General features: G+C 39.3%; 21 protein-coding genes. 13 read left to right on the plus strand and 8 right to left on the minus strand.

What is annotated here, in order from left to right:
- The first annotated feature begins 18 nt into the window (after window positions 1–18).
- The 7 genes from argC (at window position 19) to argF (ending at window position 9,468) form a co-directional block, all read left to right on the plus strand.
- Window positions 19–1,053, plus strand: a complete 1,035-nt coding sequence (argC, locus tag D1953_RS10620; protein ID WP_119117154.1) for an N-acetyl-gamma-glutamyl-phosphate reductase — start codon at window positions 19–21, stop codon at window positions 1,051–1,053.
- Window positions 1,054–1,071: 18 nt separating this feature from the next.
- A complete protein-coding gene (gene argJ, locus D1953_RS10625) occupies window positions 1,072–2,304 on the plus strand; it encodes a bifunctional ornithine acetyltransferase/N-acetylglutamate synthase (protein WP_119117155.1) in 1,233 nt (410 codons plus the stop codon).
- A 14-nt stretch (window positions 2,305–2,318) separates the two neighbouring features.
- The gene (gene argB / locus D1953_RS10630) at window positions 2,319–3,086 is read left to right on the plus strand and encodes an acetylglutamate kinase (RefSeq protein ID WP_119117156.1); all 768 of its coding nucleotides are present in this window, start codon (window positions 2,319–2,321) and stop codon (window positions 3,084–3,086) included.
- A 2-nt stretch (window positions 3,087–3,088) separates the two neighbouring features.
- On the plus strand, window positions 3,089–4,228 hold the full coding sequence (locus D1953_RS10635; protein WP_119117157.1) for an acetylornithine transaminase: 1,140 nt from the start codon (window positions 3,089–3,091) through the stop codon (window positions 4,226–4,228).
- 92 nt (window positions 4,229–4,320) lie between these two features.
- A complete protein-coding gene (locus D1953_RS10640) occupies window positions 4,321–5,403 on the plus strand; it encodes a carbamoyl phosphate synthase small subunit (RefSeq protein ID WP_119117158.1) in 1,083 nt (360 codons plus the stop codon).
- On the plus strand, window positions 5,396–8,509 hold the full coding sequence (locus tag D1953_RS10645) for a carbamoyl-phosphate synthase (glutamine-hydrolyzing) large subunit (RefSeq protein WP_119117159.1): 3,114 nt from the start codon (window positions 5,396–5,398) through the stop codon (window positions 8,507–8,509). Before D1953_RS10640 ends, D1953_RS10645 begins: the two co-directional genes overlap by 8 nt.
- Window positions 8,506–9,468, plus strand: coding sequence for an ornithine carbamoyltransferase (gene argF / locus D1953_RS10650; RefSeq protein ID WP_119117160.1), 963 nt, complete (start codon window positions 8,506–8,508; stop codon window positions 9,466–9,468). Before D1953_RS10645 ends, argF begins: the two co-directional genes overlap by 4 nt.
- 342 nt (window positions 9,469–9,810) lie before the next feature.
- Here the strand turns inward: argF and D1953_RS21240 are convergent, their stop codons facing one another.
- A complete protein-coding gene (locus D1953_RS21240) occupies window positions 9,811–9,969 on the minus strand; it encodes a hypothetical protein (RefSeq protein WP_164853129.1) in 159 nt (52 codons plus the stop codon).
- A 215-nt stretch (window positions 9,970–10,184) separates the two neighbouring features.
- Between D1953_RS21240 and D1953_RS10660 the strand changes: the two genes are divergently transcribed.
- Window positions 10,185–10,631 (plus strand): DNA mismatch repair protein, encoded by a 447-nt coding sequence (locus D1953_RS10660; protein WP_119117162.1) that lies wholly within the window; start codon window positions 10,185–10,187, stop codon window positions 10,629–10,631.
- Window positions 10,632–10,734: 103 nt separating this feature from the next.
- On the opposite strand, the gene D1953_RS10665 is transcribed toward D1953_RS10660, so the two are convergent.
- Together D1953_RS10665 and D1953_RS10670 are read right to left on the minus strand one after the other, a co-directional pair.
- Window positions 10,735–10,947, minus strand: a complete 213-nt coding sequence (locus D1953_RS10665) for a hypothetical protein (protein WP_119117163.1) — start codon at window positions 10,945–10,947, stop codon at window positions 10,735–10,737.
- Window positions 10,948–11,096: 149 nt separating this feature from the next.
- A complete protein-coding gene (locus D1953_RS10670; RefSeq protein ID WP_119117164.1) occupies window positions 11,097–11,480 on the minus strand; it encodes an SET domain-containing protein in 384 nt (127 codons plus the stop codon).
- 249 nt (window positions 11,481–11,729) lie between these two features.
- Here D1953_RS10670 and D1953_RS10675 point away from each other — a divergent pair, with 249 nt between their 5' ends.
- The 3 genes from D1953_RS10675 to D1953_RS10685 all read left to right on the plus strand — a co-directional run bounded on the left by D1953_RS10675 (window position 11,730) and on the right by D1953_RS10685 (window position 14,037).
- Window positions 11,730–12,491 carry a YqjF family protein gene (locus D1953_RS10675; RefSeq protein ID WP_119117165.1) on the plus strand — a complete coding sequence of 254 codons (762 nt, stop codon included), beginning with the start codon at window positions 11,730–11,732 and terminating at the stop codon, window positions 12,489–12,491.
- A 93-nt stretch (window positions 12,492–12,584) separates the two neighbouring features.
- The gene (locus D1953_RS10680; RefSeq protein ID WP_119117166.1) at window positions 12,585–13,445 is read left to right on the plus strand and encodes an amidohydrolase family protein; all 861 of its coding nucleotides are present in this window, start codon (window positions 12,585–12,587) and stop codon (window positions 13,443–13,445) included.
- A gap of 28 nt (window positions 13,446–13,473) precedes the next feature.
- Window positions 13,474–14,037 (plus strand): sugar O-acetyltransferase, encoded by a 564-nt coding sequence (locus D1953_RS10685; protein ID WP_119117167.1) that lies wholly within the window; start codon window positions 13,474–13,476, stop codon window positions 14,035–14,037.
- A gap of 86 nt (window positions 14,038–14,123) precedes the next feature.
- On the opposite strand, the gene D1953_RS10690 is transcribed toward D1953_RS10685, so the two are convergent.
- Window positions 14,124–15,041: a DMT family transporter gene (locus D1953_RS10690; protein ID WP_119117168.1), complete on the minus strand. Its 918-nt coding sequence runs from the start codon at window positions 15,039–15,041 to the stop codon at window positions 14,124–14,126.
- Window positions 15,042–15,243: 202 nt separating this feature from the next.
- Here D1953_RS10690 and D1953_RS21245 point away from each other — a divergent pair, with 202 nt between their 5' ends.
- The gene (locus tag D1953_RS21245; protein WP_182480571.1) at window positions 15,244–15,390 is read left to right on the plus strand and encodes a hypothetical protein; all 147 of its coding nucleotides are present in this window, start codon (window positions 15,244–15,246) and stop codon (window positions 15,388–15,390) included.
- Between the two features lie 71 nt (window positions 15,391–15,461).
- Here D1953_RS21245 and D1953_RS10695 read toward each other — a convergent pair whose 3' ends face one another.
- The 4 genes from D1953_RS10695 to D1953_RS10710 all read right to left on the minus strand — a co-directional run bounded on the left by D1953_RS10695 (window position 15,462) and on the right by D1953_RS10710 (window position 21,298).
- A complete protein-coding gene (locus D1953_RS10695) occupies window positions 15,462–16,724 on the minus strand; it encodes an MFS transporter (RefSeq protein WP_119117169.1) in 1,263 nt (420 codons plus the stop codon).
- A 342-nt stretch (window positions 16,725–17,066) separates the two neighbouring features.
- Window positions 17,067–18,458 (minus strand): sensor histidine kinase, encoded by a 1,392-nt coding sequence (locus D1953_RS10700; protein ID WP_119117170.1) that lies wholly within the window; start codon window positions 18,456–18,458, stop codon window positions 17,067–17,069.
- Window positions 18,455–19,126 carry a response regulator transcription factor gene (locus D1953_RS10705; protein ID WP_119117171.1) on the minus strand — a complete coding sequence of 224 codons (672 nt, stop codon included), beginning with the start codon at window positions 19,124–19,126 and terminating at the stop codon, window positions 18,455–18,457. Before D1953_RS10705 ends, D1953_RS10700 begins: the two co-directional genes overlap by 4 nt.
- Window positions 19,127–19,177: 51 nt before the next feature.
- Window positions 19,178–21,298, minus strand: a complete 2,121-nt coding sequence (locus D1953_RS10710) for an MMPL family transporter (protein ID WP_119117172.1) — start codon at window positions 21,296–21,298, stop codon at window positions 19,178–19,180.
- Between the two features lie 144 nt (window positions 21,299–21,442).
- Here D1953_RS10710 and D1953_RS10715 point away from each other — a divergent pair.
- On the plus strand, window positions 21,443–21,801 hold a 359-nt coding region (locus tag D1953_RS10715; RefSeq protein ID WP_119117173.1), incomplete at its 3' end, for an SgcJ/EcaC family oxidoreductase.

Genomic DNA, 21,801 nt, shown 5'->3' on the forward strand with positions numbered 1-21,801 from the left:
GTATAGGAGTTGGTCTTTTTGAACGTATCAATAGTAGGCGCCACTGGATACGGTGGTCTAGAATTAATCCGGTTTTTAGGGAACCACCCTCATTTGGAAATTGCTTCATTGCATACTTCTTCCCAATTTGGCCGAAATATATATGAAGAGAATGCACATTTAATGCATATGGATTATAAATTAGAAGAGATTGACGCCGAAGCGATTGCTAAAAAATCAGATATTGTATTTTTAGCAACTCCTTCTGGTGTATCGTCTAAATTAATTTCCGAATTTTGTGATTTGAATATAAAAGTCATCGATTTATCCGGTGATTTGAGGTTACAAACACCAGGAGAATATGCACAGTGGTACAAGAAAGAACCGGCACCACAGCATATAATTGAAAAAGCAGTATATGGCTTGGCTGAATGGAATAAAGAACAAATCGAGCAGGCAGATATTATTGCGAATCCAGGTTGTTATCCAACAGCGACACTTTTAGGCTTAGCTCCTTTATTCACTGAAGGCTGGGCGACGGGGGAAGATGTAATTGTTGATGCTAAGTCCGGCGTATCCGGTGCTGGAAAATCGCCAACAGCGGTGACACATTACAGTGAAATGAATGAGAATTTTAAAATTTATAAAGTAAATCAACATCAGCATATCCCGGAAGTCGAGCAGCAGCTTGGACGTTGGTTTGCGGATACAAAGCCGATTACGTTTAATACGCATCTTGTGCCGATGACGCGAGGAATTATGGCAACGATGTATGTGAAAGTAAATCGACAAACAACGAAAGCAGAACTGAGAGATCTATTTGAAACGGTGTATGCAAATCATCCATTCGTACGAATTCAACCGTTAGGTCAATTCCCTTCAACGAAACAAGTATACGGCTCTAATTTCTGTGATATTGGTGTCGATTATGATGAGAGAACCGGCAGAGTGACGATTGTGTCTGTAATCGATAATTTAGTAAAAGGTGCTGCAGGTCAGGCTATTCAAAATGCAAATATTTTAATGGGATTAAAAGAAACAGCGGGATTATGGAGTGCTCCATTATATCCGTAATAATTTCGGAGGAAAACAATGAAAACATTACAACCAGTTGAAGTAGTAAAACAAGTAAATGAAGGAAATATTTTAACGCCTAAAGGGTTTAAAGCGGACGGTGCTCATGCGGGTTTACGTTATGAGAAGAAAGATGTCGGTGTAATTTATACAGAAACACCAGCTTCAAGCGCAGCTGTGTATACAAAAAATATTGTTCAAGCAGCTCCAATTGCGGTAACGAAAGATAGTATTTCTCAAGAAGGAAAGCTTCATGGAATTATCGTAAACAGTGCTTGCGCCAATGCTTGTACTGGAGAGCAAGGGTTAAAGGATGCTTATGAAATGAGAAAGCTTGCAGCTGAAAAATTTGGTGTATCTGAGCATTTATTTGCAGTTGCTTCAACTGGAGTTATTGGTGAATTATTAGATATGGAAAAAATAGCGAACGGCATTCAAGCGTTGAATCCAACAACGGAGCGTGTATCAGCAGAGAGTTTTGAAACAGCTATTTTAACAACGGACTTAGTATCAAAGCATTGTGGATATGAGGCAATCATTGATGGCAAAAAAGTATCGATGGGCGGCGCGGCTAAAGGATCAGGAATGATTCATCCGAATATGGCTACAATGCTAGGATTCATTACAACAGACGCGGTGATTGAATCAACAGATTTACATGCAGCATTACGAGAAGTAACGAACGACACATTCAATCAAATTACAGTGGATGGCGATTGTTCAACAAATGATATGGTTCTTGTTTTAGCTAATGGAGAGGCTGGAAATGAGCCATTATCGAGCACACATCCTGAATGGCCTGTATTTATTGAAATGTTAAAACAAACGGCGGAAACATTAGCGAAGAAGATTGCTAAAGACGGCGAAGGTGCGACGAAGTTAATCGAAGTAAACGTTCATGGAATGAAAACGAAACCGGAAGCACAAATGATGGGGAAAACGATTGTTGGTTCGAATCTAGTGAAGACGGCCGCTTATGGTGCTGATGCAAACTGGGGTCGAATTATTGCGGCTATGGGACGCAGCGGTGTGACATTTAATCCACGTGAAGCAACGATTGCTTTTGGCGACATTGTCGTTCTAAAAGACGGGGAACCAGTTGCATTTTCAGAAGAAGATGCAAAAGTGTATCTAGAGCAAGACAGTTTTACGATTAATGTATATTTAAAAGAAGGAACAGAATCAGGAACGGCATGGGGCTGTGACTTAACATATGAATATGTAAAAATTAATGGAAGTTATCGATCATAAGGAGTGTCTGAAGAATGAGCGTGTTGGTCATAAAATGCGGCGGAAGCATTATTGATGAGTTATCGGAATCTTTTTTTACAAGTGTAAAAAAACTACAAAGTGAAGGGTATCAAGTTGTCTTTGTTCATGGTGGTGGACCAGATATTAATTCGATGCTTGAAAAGTGCGAGATTGAACCAGTTTTCGAAAAAGGCTTGCGAAAAACAACGGATGAAGTATTAGAAATCGTTGAGCTTATGCTAGCTGGTAAGTCTAATAGAATATTAGTTCATAAACTCGAACAGCATGGAATTAAAGCGGTCGGTTTAAACGGTTCTGATGCAGGAATGCTAACTGGCAGTTTTATTGATCAAGCCGCTCTAGGCGCTGTAGGAGAAATTGAACAAGTAAATCCAGAATTGCTGGAAATGCTATTTGAAAAAGGATTTTGCCCAGTCGTAACACCAATTTCAACAACAACAAGCGGACAAAAGCTAAATGTCAATGCAGATATGGCTGCTGGTGCAGTAGCTAAGGCATTAAATGCTGAGATGTGTTTATTCGTAACAGACGTAAAAGGCGTTCTGAAAGACGGGCAAGTTATTGAAGAGTTAACAGAAGATGAAACGAATGCTTTAATCGAGGATGGCAGTATTTATGGCGGGATGATTCCGAAAGTAAATACAGCATTATCGGTTTTAAATAAAGGAATTAAAGAAGTGATGATTGTGAGCGGAAAAGAAGCTTTTTATGAACACAATCAATTCATTGGAACGAAATTTAGTCAAAAAGAGAGGGTATAAAAGTGAGCTCATTATTTCCAACTTATGCAAGATGGGGGATTGAACCAGAACAAGCGAAAGGTTCTTGGTTAATTAGTACAGAAGGAAAACAATATTTAGACTTTACATCCGGCATTGCCGTTCTAAACCTTGGCCATGGTCATGAAAAAGTAAAAAGTGCTGTAGCGAATCAATTGGAGAAATACTGGCATGTTTCCAATATGTTTAAAAGCTCTGCACAAGAACGTACAGCAAAAGTGTTAACAGATGTAACGGGACTTGGACGTGTATTCTTTTCAAACAGCGGGGCAGAAGCAAATGAAGGAGCGATTAAACTAGCTCGTAAAGCAACAGGCAAATCAAAAGTAGTCACTTGCTTGCAGTCTTTCCATGGACGCACCTTTGCTACAATGGCTGCGACGGGACAGGAAAAGGTTCGAGTAGGTTTTGGTGAAATGTTATCAACATTTGACTATGTTCCTTACAATGATTGCGAAGCATTAGCGAAGGCTGTGGACAATGAAACAGCGGCTGTTATGCTTGAAGTCGTTCAAGGTGAAGGCGGTATCCACGTTGTAGAGCAAGCATTTTTAGATGCTATTAAAGAGCAATGTGAAAAGCATGGAGCCCTTCTTATTATTGATGAAATTCAAACAGGAATCGGTCGAACAGGGAAACCGTTTGCATTTCAACATTTCGATGTGAAGCCTGATATTATCACAGCAGCAAAAGGATTAGGGAATGGTCTTCCAATTGGAGCGGTAATCGGAAAAGAAGAGTTGGCGGAATACTTTGGACCAGGTAGTCACGGTTCTACATTTGGTGGAAATCCAGTTTGTATCGCTGCTGCAGAAGCTGTAGTAAATGAAATTTTCACACTAGAATTTTTACAAGAAACGAATGAGAAAGCACATTATTTAATGAGTGAGTTAACAAAGAGACTGCAAGGCAGCAAGCAAGTAGTGGAAGTACGCGGACTTGGAATGCTGATCGGTATTGAGTTAACACATGAAGCACAGTCTACGCTAGAAGCATTGCAGCAAGGTGGATTGCTTGTGTTGACTGCGGGACCTAATGTTCTTCGCTTATTGCCAGCTTTAACAGTAAGCAAAGAAGAAATCGATCTAGCTGTAGAGAAAATTGGCAAAGTATTGTCAGTATAATAAATGTTTGAAATTATATGAATTTTTATAGATAAAAATGAATAAAAATGCTATTCTGTATATAAATATGCATCATCTATAGAGGTGAAAAGATGAAAAACTATCTTCATTTAGCGAATGGCTCCACCTTTGAAGGTGAGCTACTAACAAAATCTAATACAAAAGCAATCACAGGTGAGATTGTCTTTTTTACAGGTATGACAGGTTATCAAGAAGTATTAACGGATCCTTCTTATAAGGACCAAATTATTGTATTTACGTACCCATTAGTCGGAAACTATGGGATTAATGAATATGATTTTGAAAGCAAAAAGCCGCACGTAGCAGGAGTTATTGTATATGAAGGCAATATGCATCACTCTCATTATCAAGCGGAGTATTCATTGAAAGAGTACTTAGATAAATGGAATATTCCACTTCTAAGCCATGTGGATACAAGAGCGGTCGTTAGAAATATTCGTAAAGAAGGATCGATGGAAGCAGCCGTCACCTCTGAAGCAGAGTATACATTTGAGTCATGTACAACAAATCTTGATGTATATGTAGCGGAAGTATCAACAAAAGAAATCGTTAGCTATGGAAATGGCGAAAAGCATGTGGTCATGATGGATTTTGGCTATAAAAAATCGATTTTAGATTCATTGCTTAATCAAGACTGCCGTGTGACGGTTGTTCCGTTTGATACAACATATGAACAAGTAAAAGAGTTAAATCCAGACGGTATTTTATTATCGAATGGACCTGGAGATCCGAAACAGTTAACTCACTTACTAGGGAATATTAAGAAAGTGATTTCGAGCTATCCAACATTGGGGATTTGTCTCGGTCATCAATTAACATCTTTAGCTTTTGGCGGAGATACGAAGAAAATGCTATTCGGACATCGCGGTGCGAATCAACCAGTTGTAGATTTACAAACGAACCGAGTGTATATGAGTTCACAAAATCATAGCTATGAAGTAGATGAAGCGAGCCTTGAAGGAACGTCGCTAGAAGTTCGTTTTAAAAATGTAAACGACGGAACGGTAGAAGGTGTTATGCATAAAGAACTTCCAATCTTTACGACTCAATTCCATCCAGAAGCAAACCCAGGACCGGCTGAAAGCTCTGTACATTTTAATGAATTTTTGCAACTAATCAATGAATATAGCGGGAGAGAGAAAGTATATGCCTAAAGACAACACGATACAAACGATTTTAGTCATCGGTTCAGGGCCAATTGTCATTGGGCAAGCTGCAGAATTTGATTATGCAGGTACTCAAGCTTGTCTAGCCCTGAAAGAAGAAGGATACAAAGTTATCCTTGTTAATAATAATCCAGCAACAATTATGACAGATGAAATTAATGCAGATGCTGTTTATTTCGAACCGCTGACAGTTGACACATTAGAGAAGATTATCGCAAAGGAAAAGCCGGACGGTCTGCTTGCGACACTCGGCGGTCAAACAGGTTTGAATTTAGCTTATCAATTAGATGAAGCGGGCATTTTAGAAAAATATAATGTGAGATTACTTGGAACGCCGATTGATTCTATCAAAAAAGGGGAAGACCGTGAATTATTCCGTCAATTGATGTTTGAAATCAATGAGCCTGTGCCAGATAGCACGATTGTTCACACGATGGAAGAAGCAATTGCTTTTGCTGAAGAAATTGGTTTCCCAATTATCGTTCGTCCTGCTTATACACTTGGCGGATCAGGCGGCGGAATTGCTGACAATATGGATGCATTTAAAGAGCTTGTTCGCGGCGGTTTACAAGAAAGCCCAATTACGCAATGTTTAATTGAAAAAAGCATTGCTGGATATAAAGAAGTGGAATATGAAGTAATGCGTGATGGAAACAATACATGTATTACAATTTGTAATATGGAAAACATCGACCCTGTCGGCATTCATACAGGAGATTCGATTGTTGTGGCACCTTCGCAAACTCTTTCGGATGATGAGTTCCAAATGTTGCGATCGGCTTCTATTAAAATTATTTCAGCTCTTGGGATTATCGGAGGCTGTAACATTCAGTTTGCGCTTGATCCAAACAGCAAACAATATTATTTAATCGAAGTGAATCCACGAGTTAGCCGTTCGTCAGCACTTGCTTCTAAAGCGACAGGCTATCCAATTGCTAGAATCGCAGCAAAACTTGCGGTAGGTTATAACTTAAATGAGCTAATCAACCCAGTTACAAAGAGTACGTACTCAAGCTTTGAGCCAGCTCTTGATTATGTTGCTGTGAAATTCCCGCGCTGGCCGTTTGATAAATTTGTAACAGCAGAGCGTAAACTAGGTACTCAAATGAAAGCAACTGGAGAAGTTATGGCATTGCATCGTAACTTTGAGGGCGGCGTTCAAAAGGCAGTTGATTCTCTAGAGTTAAAAACATTAGGTTTACAACTGAAATCCCTTGCTGATGTATCAGTACCTGAGCTATGGGAAAAACTTGCTGAGAAATCAGACGAACGAATTTTTGTTATTTTTGAGATGCTTAGAAAAGGTGTCACAATGGAAGAAATTCATGAAGCAACGAAGATTGATTATTTCTTCTTACACTCCTTTGCATCGTTAATTGCAACGGAAAAACAAATTAGCGCGCAGTCACTGCAAGATGTGACGAAGGCTGAAATGCAAGTATATAAAGAAAAAGGGTTCTCTGACCGTTATCTTGCTTCTGTATGGAATAAGTCCGAACAAGAAGTAAGAGCGTATCGTAAAGAGCTTGGTGTAACAGCGGTTTATAAAACAGTTGATACATGTGCAGCGGAATTTGAATCACATACCAATTATCATTATTCCACTTATTTCGGTGAAAACGAACAAGTGAAAACGGATAAGAAAAAAGTATTAATGATCGGCAGCGGTCCAATTCGAATTGGGCAAGGAATTGAATTCGATTATTGCTCGGTTCATGGGGTTTACGCGCTTCAAAGTGAAGATGTTGAAACAATTATGATTAATAACAACCCTGAAACAGTAAGTACGGACTTTGCTACAGCAGATCGTTTATACTTTGAGCCTTTAACGCTGGAATATGTCATGAATGTCATTGAAGCGGAAGGTATTGAAGATGTTATTGTTCAATTCGGCGGTCAAACTGCAATTAATTTAGCTCAAGGGCTTGAAGAATACGGTGTGAATCTGCTTGGTACATCGTTTGATACGTTGGATCAATTAGAAGACCGCGATCGTTTCTATCAATTGCTTCAAAAGCTCGATATTCCTCACGTTCCTGGTACGATGGCCAATAACATTGATGAATTAATCGAAAGTGCCTTAGAAATTGGTTTCCCAGTTTTATTAAGACCATCTTACGTAATCGGTGGTCAAGGAATGGAAATCATTCGTTCAAAAGAAAGCTTATTGAATCGCATTGAGAATGGTGTGGCTCTTGTTTATCCTGTATTAATTGATTCTTATATTCCTGCGAAAGAAGCAGAAATTGATTTAATTGCAGACGGCTCTGATATTTATGTCCCAATCGTTGCGGAGCATGTAGAAAAAGCCGGTGTCCATTCAGGAGACAGTATGGCGTTCTTACCAGCTCAAACTTTATCACAAGCTACGAAAGAAAAAATGGTCGATTATGCGAAGCGTATCGTGAATGAGCTTAGTTATAATGGGTTAATGAACATTCAATTTGTGATTGATGGAGAGAAAGTATATGTACTGGAAGTAAATCCACGTGCAAGCCGGACCATTCCAATCATCAGCAAAGTGACAGGTGTTTCATTAGTTCAAGTAGCAACGAAAGTATTGCTTGGTACGTATAAGCTTTCAGACGTATTTGAGAAAACAGGATTAATGGAAGACATTCCGTATTCTGTTGTGAAATATCCGGTATTTTCAACGTTTGCTTTAAGCGGATTAGATTCAAAAGTAGGACCAGAAATGAAGTCCACTGGTGAAGGAATTGCGATTGCAAGCTCAATGCCAGAATCTTTAGCGAAAGTATTCCACGCTCAAAAAGCAAAGCATAAAACAGGTGTATTCCAAGCAGCATCGGCACAATTAAGCCAAGAGCTAATTGATGTGACGGTGAAAGCTGGTCTTACAATTACCGATACAGACTTTGAAGCATGGATTAAAGAGAAAGATGCTGGGGTCGTATTAGCATACGGATCAACAGAAGAAGATAAAAAGATGCGATTAATGGCAGCGAAATATCGCTTGCTTGCTTTTACTCAAGAAGAAACATACAAAGCGTATCTTCAATCATTAACGAATTTAGACTTTGATGTTACACCACTTCAAGAATGGCTGAAAAAGGAAGGGGTATCACACGTATGAACACGCTACAAGTCAACAAAGAAGAAAAAATTATTAACGGCAAAGATTTTTTAGCGATTGCTGATGTATCTTCGTCAACCATTTCTGGGCTATTACAATTAGCACAAGACATTAAGGCGAAATTACAAGCTGGTGAAGAATACGCTCCATTAAAAGGGAAAACACTTGGAATGATTTTTGAGAAATCTTCCACTCGTACACGGGTTTCTTTCGAAGTAGGAATGCTGCAATTAGGCGGTCACGCTTTATTCTTAAGCAGCAATGACATTCAAATTGGCCGTGGTGAAACGATTTCTGATACAGCAAAAGTTCTTTCACAATATGTAGATGGCATCATGATTCGTACATTTGAACATGAGAAAATCGAAGAGCTAGCTGGGGCAGCTACCATTCCTGTTATTAATGGTCTTACAGATTTGGCTCATCCATGCCAAGTGCTTGCTGACCTGTTAACGATTGTAGAACTTAAAGGTGAGTTAAAAGGCTTAAAAATGAGCTATATTGGGGACGGAAACAATATGGCCCATTCCTTAATGGTCGCTTGTGCGAAAATGGGCATGGACTTCTCAATCGGCTGTCCAGACGGCTATAAACCAGATGAGAAAATCGTCGCTCTTGCTCAAAAAGAAGCAGCAGCAAATGGCTGCCAAATCGTTGTGACAAGCTCAGCACAAGAAGCAATCCAAGGTGCAGATATTATCTACTCTGATGTTTGGACTTCTATGGGGCAAGAAAAAGAAAACAGCATTCGCTTAGAAGCATTTAAAGATTATCAAATTAATGCAGAATTAGTGAAACATGCAAAACCAGATTACTTATTCATGCACTGCTTACCAGCACACCGCGAAGAAGAAGTAACAACAGAAGTGATTGATGGACCAAACTCTGTTATCTTCCACCAAGCTGGAAACCGACTTCATGCACAAAAAGCGGTACTTGTTGATTTAATGTCTAAATAAAATAAAGCAGAAGCTGCTTCAAAATGGAGCAGCTTCTTTTTATGGATACTAGTAAGTGAATTGGCACGATTTTTTATGAGTTTGGCATGATTTTCCGACGAATTCGCATGACTTTTTATAAAATCCGCACGATTCTTCAACAAATCGGCATGATTCCTCTTTTGTATGACGGAATTTCGCCAATTACTCTAATACTCTCTTTACATTTACTGTCTTTGTTATATAGCGGAAGAAAGTTGTCATAAATAGGACACCTACAGCCATAATAATGAAGCTGATCGTTAAATAAGAGAAGTTGAAGGTATTATTCGATATATTAAAAAAATAACCTCGAAGACGAGGTTATTTTTTATTTGCTTGACGTCCGCTTTTTTTCTGACTTTGTGAACTTGTGTTTCCAATTTGATATTCACTACCTAGTTCAACATCATTTCTTTTATCATGTTTTTCGATTTGCTCTCTCGTTTGATTGCTATTTTGCACACCTTGTTGTTTAGACATTGCTTATTTCATCTCGCTTTCAAATAATATCGTTTTTAATATGCTCAAGTATGAGAAAGAAATTCATAACAAACATAATTAATGACAATCTGTGTAAGCAACTTAGGTTAGTAGAGAGTGGATTGTTAAATTTAGTGTCAAACTAATATAAAGAGGAAGTTGACGGATACTAAATATTAAATCTCTTTATCAACCAAGTAAAGTGGGAGAAAACAATGAGTATTGAAATGAAAAAAGAGCATCTCATCCAGTATGGGTTAAAAGTGTTTGAAGAAATTGGGGCTAATGAAATTTGCAGCGTCTGTATTAGAAGTGGAAATTCCTGCTGTCGGGGATGTGAATTCTTAAAGGATGGGGAAGGTTGTCAGAAGCGGAACACTTCTTGTATCGCTTGGTTATGCGGCCTGCAAAAACATTATTTTGAAGAAGTGGGTTTATTGGATGATTGGGAAAAATTGTGGGCGAAAGTTCCGGGTAAATTACACCGTAGGGATGTAACTCCTGATATTGTGAAGGTGAATACCTTGCTTAAAGTTAAGCATATTAACAAAAACTCTGGAAAGTTAATGGCTGATAAATTCAATATTTTTATAGGAAATGGCGGGAATTTAGAAAAACTAGAGGAACGTTTACAACATGATTTTGTTATGAGGAAACTATAAAAAATCTACTGTTTGTAAGGTCGTATTAGGATGAAAGGCTGTTGTAACAGCCTTTCTTATTTGTTAAAGATGAAGGAACTCACATGTCGTAAAAAGCAACCGATTATTCGGATGCATACTTAATTATTCCATGTAAATAAACGGAATATTCTCGTTGTATACATTCTCTTAACTTGATTTTTCCTTCGCTTGCTAATTCTGCAAGCAATTCTTCAATCTTTTTTTCATCTTCTTTTGTAGCCTTTGGAATCTCTGTTGCAAAAAAATTACCTCGACTGGAATTACGTAAAGCTTTTAATAAATCAACTTTATTCATTTGGGTCCATCCCCTTTATTTATTTAATTTCGACATAAAGGATAGTTTTCCTTTAAATACTAGTTATTTCTTAAATTTACTTATTTAGAGGCGTCCTTTAATAACAAATCAGGCGCCTTCTCTTTTTTACGAGAGAAGGCGCCTGATGTTCAATCTTGTTCTTCATTAAACCATAGAGGATCTTTGTTATCGACATCACCATTATAGTTAATGAGAATCTCATCCCCTGCTTTTATATCTGTGAACGCATAGTAGTCAAACGTGTGATTGTCAAAATTAATTTCATACGTTGCATTCGGTTCATACGAATGATTAAAAAGCATTCCATAGCCAAGAAGAATCGCAGTATGATTAATCCCATACTCAAAAACGTAATCAGCGAGCAATGTTTGTTCGATATGTTCATGCTGGTCGTTAGGGTAAGGGAGGACCGGTGCTTCATGTATAAGCTCGCCTTTTTTTATATCGCGTGTAGCGAATACCCCTCTATTCAATTCTCCATCACTTAGTGCAGAGGTTTTTACTTCAATCATGGATTTCACCTGCTCATTTTTAAAGTTTCTTTCTAACTGTAACATTGTTATCGAAATTAAGTAATGAAAAGTTTAAATATTAACGCCATTATGCTTTATTTTGTTTAAAATACTGAGTTTTATTGGTATTGGTAATTATATCCATAATCCATAAAGATTATTGCACAAAAGAGAGAAGAAAACTATACTCACATCTATGGTATACTGATAGGTAAAAAATGTAATTTTGGAAATGGAGGTAGGATAGGCATGGAAGAACATATGGACTTGAAAAAAGTTTCAAGGGATGACGGTCATCGTCTATGGCCGCTGCCTAATTTGCCGTGGATTATGAAGCAGACCTGGAATGATCTTTTGTTTGCTCATTATCCGATTAAACTTGAAGTTTTACAAACGCTGGTACCTAATGTGCTGCCGTTGGATTCCTTTAACGGTATGGGCTGGATTGGTGTTGTTCCGTTTCATATGACAGGTATTCGAATGCGAGGCTTGCCGCCTATTCCTGGAACGGATCGATTTCCCGAGCTCAACGTTCGGACGTATGTAACCGTTGATGGCAAGCCCGGGGTGTACTTCTTTAGTCTAGATGCTGCCAACCAGCTTGCGGTGTGGGGGGCCAAAACGTTCTACCACTTGCCATATGTGTATGCTGATATGACAGTGAAGCGTAACGGGGCTAGCATAGGCTATGAAAGCAAGAGGCGAAGTGGTGATGATGCGCAATTTGTATGCAGCTATAGGCCAATCTCAGAGCCCTATCACGCAGCTAAAGGCTCTTTCGATGAGTGGATGTCTGAGCGCTATTGTCTTTATACCCTAAACAAAAAGGGGGTACCGCTTCGCTGCGATATTCTACATCAGCCTTGGTTACTGCAGCATGCAGAGGCAGAATTTAGTCAGAATACGATGCTATCCGAGCAGGGGATTCAGGTTGAAAGTGACCAGCCTATCTTGCATTTTTCAAAAAAGATAGACGTTCGTATATGGCCTTTAGTTCATGTATCTGACTAATCGATTGGGATCTCGCCAAGTGAAAAAAGAAGAACTGAAGACGGTGCATTCACGAAATCACGCCGATAAAGGAATTCGAAGGAGCGGATTAAAATGATTGTGGATTGCCATTTTCATGTAGATGAAACGATGTTGACTCTAGAACAAATGATAGAGGGTATGGATAAAAATAATGTAACTAAAACAGCTCTAATTGCCCCCATGAACGAAACCATGTTTGAAGTGAATAGTGCTTTTCAGCATAATGTACAACGTTTATTCCGCTCTCTCATACTGCATGCCCCTCAAATTGGACTCAAAATTTATGATGGTTTAGTAAAGGATGGCTATTTGAAACTTTACGGAAATTCATACAAGATTTTCACTAAGCCGAATAATGATATAGTTGCGGCTGCCATTGATCGATTTCCCAATCGATTTCTAGGCTGGGTAACAGTAAACCCCATGATTCCCGTATCCATGGAAGAAGTAGAATTATATCTTCATAAACCTAATTTTATTGGAGTGAAAGTTCATCCGTTCATGCATCAATATAGTATTAAAGCGCTCGATCCACTTGCGGCTATGTGTGAATCAAAAGGCATCCCCATGATTATTCATTTATCTTCAGAACGAGACTCTTATAAATATTTACCTGAACATTATCCTAAACTTAAATTAATTTATGCTCACGCCGGTCTTCCCTTTTGGAAAAAACTATGGAAATACGTTAAGGACCAACCCAATGTATTTGTCGATACATCTAGTGATTATCTTAATTCATCTCTTGTAAAGAAAGCTGTGGAATCTTTAGGGTATCGTAAAGTTCTTTATGGCTGCGACGGGCCATATGGAATGAAAACATTTAATGAATATGACTATTCGGCAAAGAAAGATTGGATTGATTCACTTCAAATTCCTGATAACGAAAAGGAATATATACTTGGAAAGAACTTTTTAGAAATGATTGGTTAATTCAAATTGATAAGGAGGTTCTAAAGTAATGAAAACCGAAAAAGAGAAAATGTTGAATGGTGAACTTTATCATGCAGCCGATCCACAATTACTACAAGAAAGACTGAATGCTAGAAGATTAACTAGATTATACAATCAGACAATCGAAACGGATGACAATAAAAGAACGAAACTATTAAAAGAACTGTTTGGTTCGACTGGGGAAAATCTATACATAGAACCAACATTTCGTTGTGATTATGGTTACAACATCCATGTTGGAGAGAACTTCTATGCTAATTTTGATTGTGTCTTTTTGGATGTTTGTGAAATTCGGATAGGAGATAACTGTATGATTGCACCAGGTGTACACATATATACAGCGACGCATCCGCTAGATCCAACTGAAAGAATATTAGGTGCAGAATACGGACTGCCCGTACATATTGGTTACAATGTCTGGATTGGCGGGAGAGCTGTTATCAATCCTGGAGTTAAAATAGGGAATAATGTCGTTATCGCTTCTGGTGCAGTCGTAACAAAAGATGTGCCAGATAATGTGGTGGCAGGTGGAAATCCTGCAAAAATCATTAAACAAATAGAACGGGGATAAAGCGTTGGAAGAAGTGAATTGGACTCTTAGCGGCGATGTTGCTGCCCCAAATTGTTAGGTGGATCTAACAATTTGAGACTTTTCTATTAGGCCGATACATTTTTATTTTTCCTCTGAAGCATCCACATTTCTAATGTCCCTGAGCCAAGCAATACTCCTGTAACAATGAGGACTAGACCGATGAAATGGGCTGGTACAATTGTTTCATTAAGAAGAATAGCTGCCCCAACTAAGGAAAAAAAGGTATTTAAATTCAAAAATATAGACGCTTCTGCCGCTCCAACTTGGCCGATGGAATAATTATAAATCAGATGTCCCATTCCGGTGGCAATCACAGCTGAGAAGAAGAATCCTGCCCAGAAAACAGGCGGAGCAGAAGCGAGTGATGCTAAGCCTTCTGGTTCCTTCCATAAACTAATGGCGAAAAGAAGAAAAGATCCAATCAGCATCATATAGCCTGTCAAAAGGCGTGGATCCATCGTTTGGGCCGCTTTATTAATTAAAATAAAACTTAACGCTTGTGAAAGAATACAGAGTAAAATCTCCACATCTCCTAGATTAATAGAATCAACCCCATTGCCTCCAGCTAGAACTGTGAAACTAACGCCTACACCACCACAAATAAAACCAACTAAACGAATGAACGACGGCTTTTTACGAAAAAATAACATAGATAAAATAACTGTCAACAGCGGTCCCATACCTAAAATCAATCCGGTATTCGTAGCTGAGGTTTTCGTTAATCCTTCCGCTAAGAAGTAATGGTGTAAAACGACACTTAAAAGAGCTCCTCCGAAAACATAGAAGAGTTCGGATTTTTTAGGGAGACGAATTTTACCAAGGAAGTAAAGGACAATAAAGACAACCAGGGAAGCTGTAAAGATTCTTAAGGAAGTCATAGTCACAGCATCAGTATGCGCTACTAAAACCTTCAGAACAGATACATTTATCCCCCAAGAAACCATGATTCCAATAAGCATTATGTAGATTTTCGAATAGCTCATTACAAACAACCTTTCAAACGTAGTTAATGATTGATTATACAACTTTACCTAAAAATTAACAGCAAAAAAGCTTAATTTTCTATGTGAAGTTTTTCTCGATGCTATATATGACTTGCACCTCTAAGATTGGTCTAGATCAATCTTAGAATATTACTGATGAATTGGAAAATGATAATAGTAATGATAAGAGGGAGGTTGCGTGATGAAAGATAATGATGAACAAATTAGCGAGGGCTTAAATCAACTATTTGAAATTATTAATGCAAAAGGGGATACAGGGGAATTAGCTCAAATAGTAGAAAGATCCAATCCGGATTCCGATACGGAAAAGGGATCTGCGAAATCTTAACAATAGCTCGACAGTTAATCTCCAATTAAAAAAGCTGACAATCGCTATACAAATGATTGTCAGCTTACTGGTTATTTGGTTAAAGCACGCTGTTTATCCAGCTCCAGTTGCTTAGAGAATGATAGATGTTGAGGAAGTGTAATGGACGCGAAGCTGGCAATAATCCCAAGCAGTCCAGCAATGCCAAATGAAAATAAATGAGTACCGAACATTTCATATCCCCAACCGCCAAGGAATGAACCTAATGCTGCTCCAATTTGATGTCCGATAAAAAAAGCCCAACCATTTAAGATTCCAAGTAAACGAACTCCATATAAATCACTTAAAATGGCTGTCGACATGGCAATGGATCCCGCCCATACTAATCCGCCAGTAATGGCGACAAAAAAGAGCTGCCAGTTCGTAGTTGCTAAAACTAAACCTAGGAACCCTAGTCCACGCACAAAATAGACTAAAAACAAAATGTTTTTTCGAGGGAAACGGTCAGCAAGCTGTGCTAAAAACAGGGAACTGAATATTGCGACAATTCCGATCATCCCAACACCAAATGAAGCAACCATTGGTTCATAATGATGATCCATCAACATAGGAACTCCGTGGGAACCTAAAAGATTCATTCCAAATCCACAGGCGAATAATCCGAGTACAATCTGCCAATAAGCCCGTGTCTTCACGGCATCTTTCCATGTAATATCAGAGGGGGCCTCCTGCCTTCCTTTATTACCTGCAGCTCCTGCACCATCTGCCTCTTTAGGAACATCTTCTCGTATAATAAAGATAGCTGAAGGGAGAACGATACAAATGAACACTCCGGCGAATATAAGGAGAGTTTGCTGCCAGCCGACAAGGTGGATTAACCACGTTTCAAGGGGTGTCATAACAGCGATGCCAGCCATTCCGCCTGTCGTTAAATAAAACAGTGCTTTCCCTCTTTGGCGAACAAACCACTTACTAACGATAGGCGATAACGATATATTGCTTAAAAAAGCAAGCCCGAGTGAGAGGAAAATACCGAAAGAAAGCAGAAAAGAGACGCTCCCTGTTGAATTAACCGTCCACACAATGGATAAACATACGACGGTTAATCCTGTTAACATTACGAAACGGGTACTAAAGGTTTTCAAAAGCATTCCTGCTAGGGGCATCCCGATTCCATAAACAATCATCCCAATAGCAACGATGATGGAAAGATCCGTTCGAGACAATTCTAAATCAACCATAACTGGCTCCATAAAAGGTCCAATTCCCATCCGCATTCCCATCGTAAGCAAAACAATGACGGAGGCAGATAAAACAATATACCAACCGTAATAAGGACGTTTGCTGTTATCCATGGTGCATACGTCCATCTTGGCCGCTGAAGCAAGCGAATAATGTATGCGTTTTCAACATTTCGAATAGCCTCCCGTATTTAAAAAAGTAATTTCCATATTAAGTATAAACTATATCTAGGCTCTTCAGATAATAAAAAGCTTATCGATGTCTAATGTTGTTATGTTTAGAGTTGAAACTTAACCATTAATGAGGACATTCTATTACAAGGAGGGGATGATTAAGGAGAATTAGGATTTTATCTTTTTAGACAAGGAGACTCCCATCTTCAAGCAGTAGCAATGCGATAGCAAGCTAAAGGAAAGTGGGAGATGAATGGGCTTCTTGTTTTTTATGTGGCTTTGTTATACATAGCCTTTTATATGAGGGAGAGAAATCGTAAACGTTGTTCCTTCACCCACCTTACTGTCGACCATGATTTCTCCTCCATGTAAGGTGATAATTTGCTTAACGATGGCCAAGCCAAGCCCTGTTCCATCTTTTTTTCGGGCCGAGTCGACACGGTAAAATCGATCGAAAATTTGAGGGAGTGCCTCCTCAGTTATCCCTATTCCTGTATCTTTAAAAATAAGCTTAATGCCAGATTCAGTTTGGGCTAGACTAATCCAGATACTGCCCCTATGAGGGTTATATTTTATCGCATTTGTCAGCAAATTATCCCATACGTTAACCATAAGCTCAGGATCAGCTTTGAAACGGACGGGGGCAAGTTTATAGGAGACCTCGATTTCCTTTTCCTCCAGCCGCCATTGATATCGGCGTATCGTTTGTTTGATTTGTTCATCCAATTTGACTTCCGAAAGCTTCATTGGATAGGCTTTCTGATCAAGAGAGGTTAAGAGCAAGAGCTGTTTCGTAAGATTTGAAAGCCGCTTTGATTCATCGTCGATAATTTGTACATATTCGCTGCATTCACTTTCTGTTAATTCTTGTATCTTTAGCAGTTCGGCATATCCTTGAATATTCATCAGCGGCGACTGAAAGTCATGAGATACATTGCTGATGAAGGCTTTGCGGGCTTCATCATTATGCTGTAATTGCCTTTGCATCGTGTTGAAGCTTTCTACCAGCTGGCCAATCTCATCCTTGCGCTCGATTTTTAAAGGGTAATTAAAGTTCTCACGGGTAATCTCTTTGGTTGCTTCCGTTAACTTTGTAATCGGCCGGATGAGGTGCTTGGCAAACAAGATTACCCCGATGATGCTGACAGCGGTAATTGCGACAAGGAATCCTGCGAGAATCATATGCATATCTGAAAAAAGCAGTTTGTTATTTGGGCGCAGGAATAGGCCGTATTGCTGTCCATTCATGGTGATTGGAACGCCGACTGTATTTTTTAAGTCGTTTGAGAAATGCCCCATCAATAGAAGCTCATCGGAAAAATTATTCATTCCATGATAGATTTCTTTTTCTTCAAGCACCTTCATTGCTTCTTTTGGAAGCACTTTTTTCGTAAAAGGCTGGCCGAAATAAGCTTCTTCACCCGATTCATTTACCACATAAATTTGATAGCCAAGATTGCCCATGGATTCTAAATAGGAATTAAAAGAAGAACTAGATGAATGCATTTTCTCAAGACCTGATGCGATTTCCTGGGCAATCGCCACATGTTGCTGATCAATTTTTTCTTTTGTAAAGGTCGTGTAGACGAAGTTAGCTAATGTAAAACCGATGGCACTGCTTATAACTAAAATGACAAGTGTTGCAACGATGAATTTCCGATAAAGAGTCTTCATTTCATTTCCTCAAGCTTATAGCCGATTCCGCGTATAGTTTGAATTTCCACCGTTGCTTCATATTTTTTTAAGCGTTCCCGGACGCGGTTGATATGTGTATTAAGCGTTTGTTCGCCGCCTTCATAATCGATTCCCCATGCTTGTTCAATCAAGGCAGCACGAGGTGTAATTTTATTAACACGTGCAGCGAGAAGGCTTAGCAATTCAAACTCTTTTAGAGGGAAAAGAATAGTTTCCTCATTGATCACCACTTCAAAGCTTTTGCGGTCCATTATAAGATTTCCAGCTTTGATTACCGTATCCATTGCTCGCTCAACGCGTCTTAAAACGACGGCTACACGGAATAGCAATTCTTTCACTTCGAAAGGTTTTACAATATAGTCTTCCGAACCAGATAAAAAGCCTCGTTCTTTATCGTCCAGCTGTCCTTTGGCAGTAAGCAGGATGACCGGTATCTGGAAGTCATCTGACAATAGCTTGGTCAATTCAAAGCCATCCATCCCCGGCATCATCACATCGACAATGGCTAAATCGACGGTTTGTTCTTCTAAAAAGACTAATGCCTCTTCAGCATTATTAGCTCGGTATACTTGATAGCCTTCACGACTTAAATGAATGAATACAAGCTGCTGAATGTAGATATCATCATCTACAACGAGTATTTTCATCGACGGACCTCCTTACAAGTAGAAATACAGAGGGGAGACCCCTCTGTATTTCTATAGACTATTATGAGATTTTTCCTTATCTTTTTCAAATAACAATATCAATGAAGGGAGAAGCATTCCGCGAACAAGGAATGTATCAAGCAGGATGCCTACAGCTACCATAAATCCGAAAACAAACAGGTCGGCAATCGGCATCGTTGTCAAAGCTGCAAATGTAGCGGCCAAAATGACACCAGCTGATGAAATGACCCCGCCGGTGTTGCGAATTGCGATTTCAAGAGCTTCTTTGACCTTATGTTTTTTCCTTTCCTCAATAAAGCGTGAAACAAGGATAATGTTATAATCGATGCCCAATGCCACAAGGAAGATGAAGGCATAGACTGGCACACGGGTACTGATTGCATCATAGCCAAACAAGATATCGACGAGAAAAATTCCAAGACCTAAGGCAGATACATAGGAGAACAAAATCGTCGCCATCATATAAATCGGCATCTTAAATGAGCGGGTAAGAGCGAATAACAGCACCAGAATTAGAAGGGTTTCCAATATTACAATCTTAACGATATCGCCGTTATTTACATCGCGCTCGTCTACTAATTTTACAGTGACTCCGCTGTAATAAGCTTCGCCATCTATTGAAAGCTCTTCTAGTATCTCTGGTGTTTTTTCACGCAATTCCTGTATGAAGTCAATTGCTTCTGTAGAGTATGGATTCATTGTTAAGGCTACGCTCATTTTCGCTGCCTTTGAATCCTCAGATTTTGCTGTCGTGCGGACAGAGGCAATTTCATCAAAGTCTTGCAGTTTTTCGATTACCGTTGCTGTATCGTCTTCTGTCATAGCTTTATCGCTGACGATAAGCAGGGTAGATGGTGCAAGCTCCCCTTTGTCATATCGAGCTTCGACAATTTCATAGCCTACACGCGATGGCAGGTCTTCAGGGAATTTTTTCACTGTATCGAATTCATAATCAAGGTTCAGAACATTAAAAGCGGTTATCGCCATGAAGATTGCAACGATTCCACCTGATAGGCCGGGCTTGTTAACAACGAGCTTGGCAATCCGTCCCCAGAGACCATGTTTGACTTCTTTTTCTTGTCCGTACTTCGGCACTTTAGGCCAGAATGCTTTTCGACCGAACAGCGTAAATAATGCAGGCACCAACGTGATGGAGGCTAGCATGATAAAGAACATGGCTGTTCCGAAGATTGGAGCAAAGTTTTGATACTCACGAAAATCGGCGAAGAATAAGATAAGCATCGCAGCCAGCACAGTTCCTCCTGCAAACAATACAGGTTCTCCAGTGGAGCGCATTGCATGTTTCATCGCTTCGTATTTGCTTTCATAACGGTTGAGTTCCTCGCGGTAGCGGGAGAAAACAAACAATGAGTAATCAATCACGGCTGCGAACAATAAGATGCTCATGATTGAGGTTGTTGAGTTATTGATCTCAAGTCCGCCGGCACCCATTAAAGCCACACTTTGATTTACAACTTGGTAAACGATAACCGTAGCTAGCAGCGGTATGAAGGCAAGTAATGGTGAGCGGTAGATCGCGATAAGTAATACTAAAATAATGATAACCGTGGCAAACAGTAGAACAAAGTCCGCTTGTTCAAACAGCTTGACAGTATCTCCCGCAATTCCTGCCGGGCCAGTTATATAAAAATTAGTGCTATCGAGCGTCTTGGCAATCTTGTTACCAATTTTAGAAGCCTGGTCATTTATTTTGGAATATTGGCTGTTGCCAAGTCCATTTTCCAGCTCCATCGGCACAATCATTGTTGTTCCGTCTTTAGAGATAAAGCCCTCTAGCGCTTGCGGGGGCAGTTTGTTGATATCGACGATTGATTTAATTCCTTTAATATCTTCAGCAAGAATTCCGTCTAATATCTGTTTAGCTTCTTCGATATTGACATCGCCATTTTCATTATGGAATACAAGGATTCCGGGCGTGCCTTGATTATTAGGGAATAATTCTTCCGTTTTTTGTTCAGCTATTATGGATTTCGCCTCATCGGGAAGCGCCTGGAAATTGGTTACTTTATAGTCGCCGAGCTGTGGACCGGCACTTAAGCCAATCATCAGGAGAAGCCAGACAATAATCGTGATCCACATTCCACGCTTTGTTGAAACCCAGTCTGTAATTGGATATAGCAGTTTTTTCACAATGAAACCTCCTTAAAGTATTCAATTGCCATGATACTGAATGAACATAAATTTAATATCAACTTTTGTTTACAATATCGCCATGAGATTGGTTATGATGATAGTAGTCGTAAGTATTTAGCAGAGACTTTAAGGGGGATGATTATGGACAAAGCATTTGAAGTAAAAGCTATTTATAAACAGCTTTTAGATGCGTGGAACAGTCGCAGTGCTCGCGGAATGGCAGATTTATTTATGGATGACGGCGAGAGTATTGGGTTTGATGGAAGTCAATCTATTGGTAAGGAAGAAATATTTTGGCATCTCAAACCAATCTTTGAAGACCATCCAACCGCTCGCTTTATTAGTAAAGTGAAAGATGTGTATTTTTTGAGTTCTGATATAGCTATTTTGCGAGCCATTGCTGGAATGGTACCGCCACAACAATCAGACATCAATCCTAAAGTGAACACGCATCATACTCTGGTTCTATTGACTGCTCCCACAGCTGAAGCAGTGGGATT

The organism is Peribacillus asahii (assembly GCF_003570725.1).
Taxonomy (GTDB): Bacteria; Bacillota; Bacilli; order Bacillales; family DSM-1321; genus Peribacillus; species Peribacillus asahii.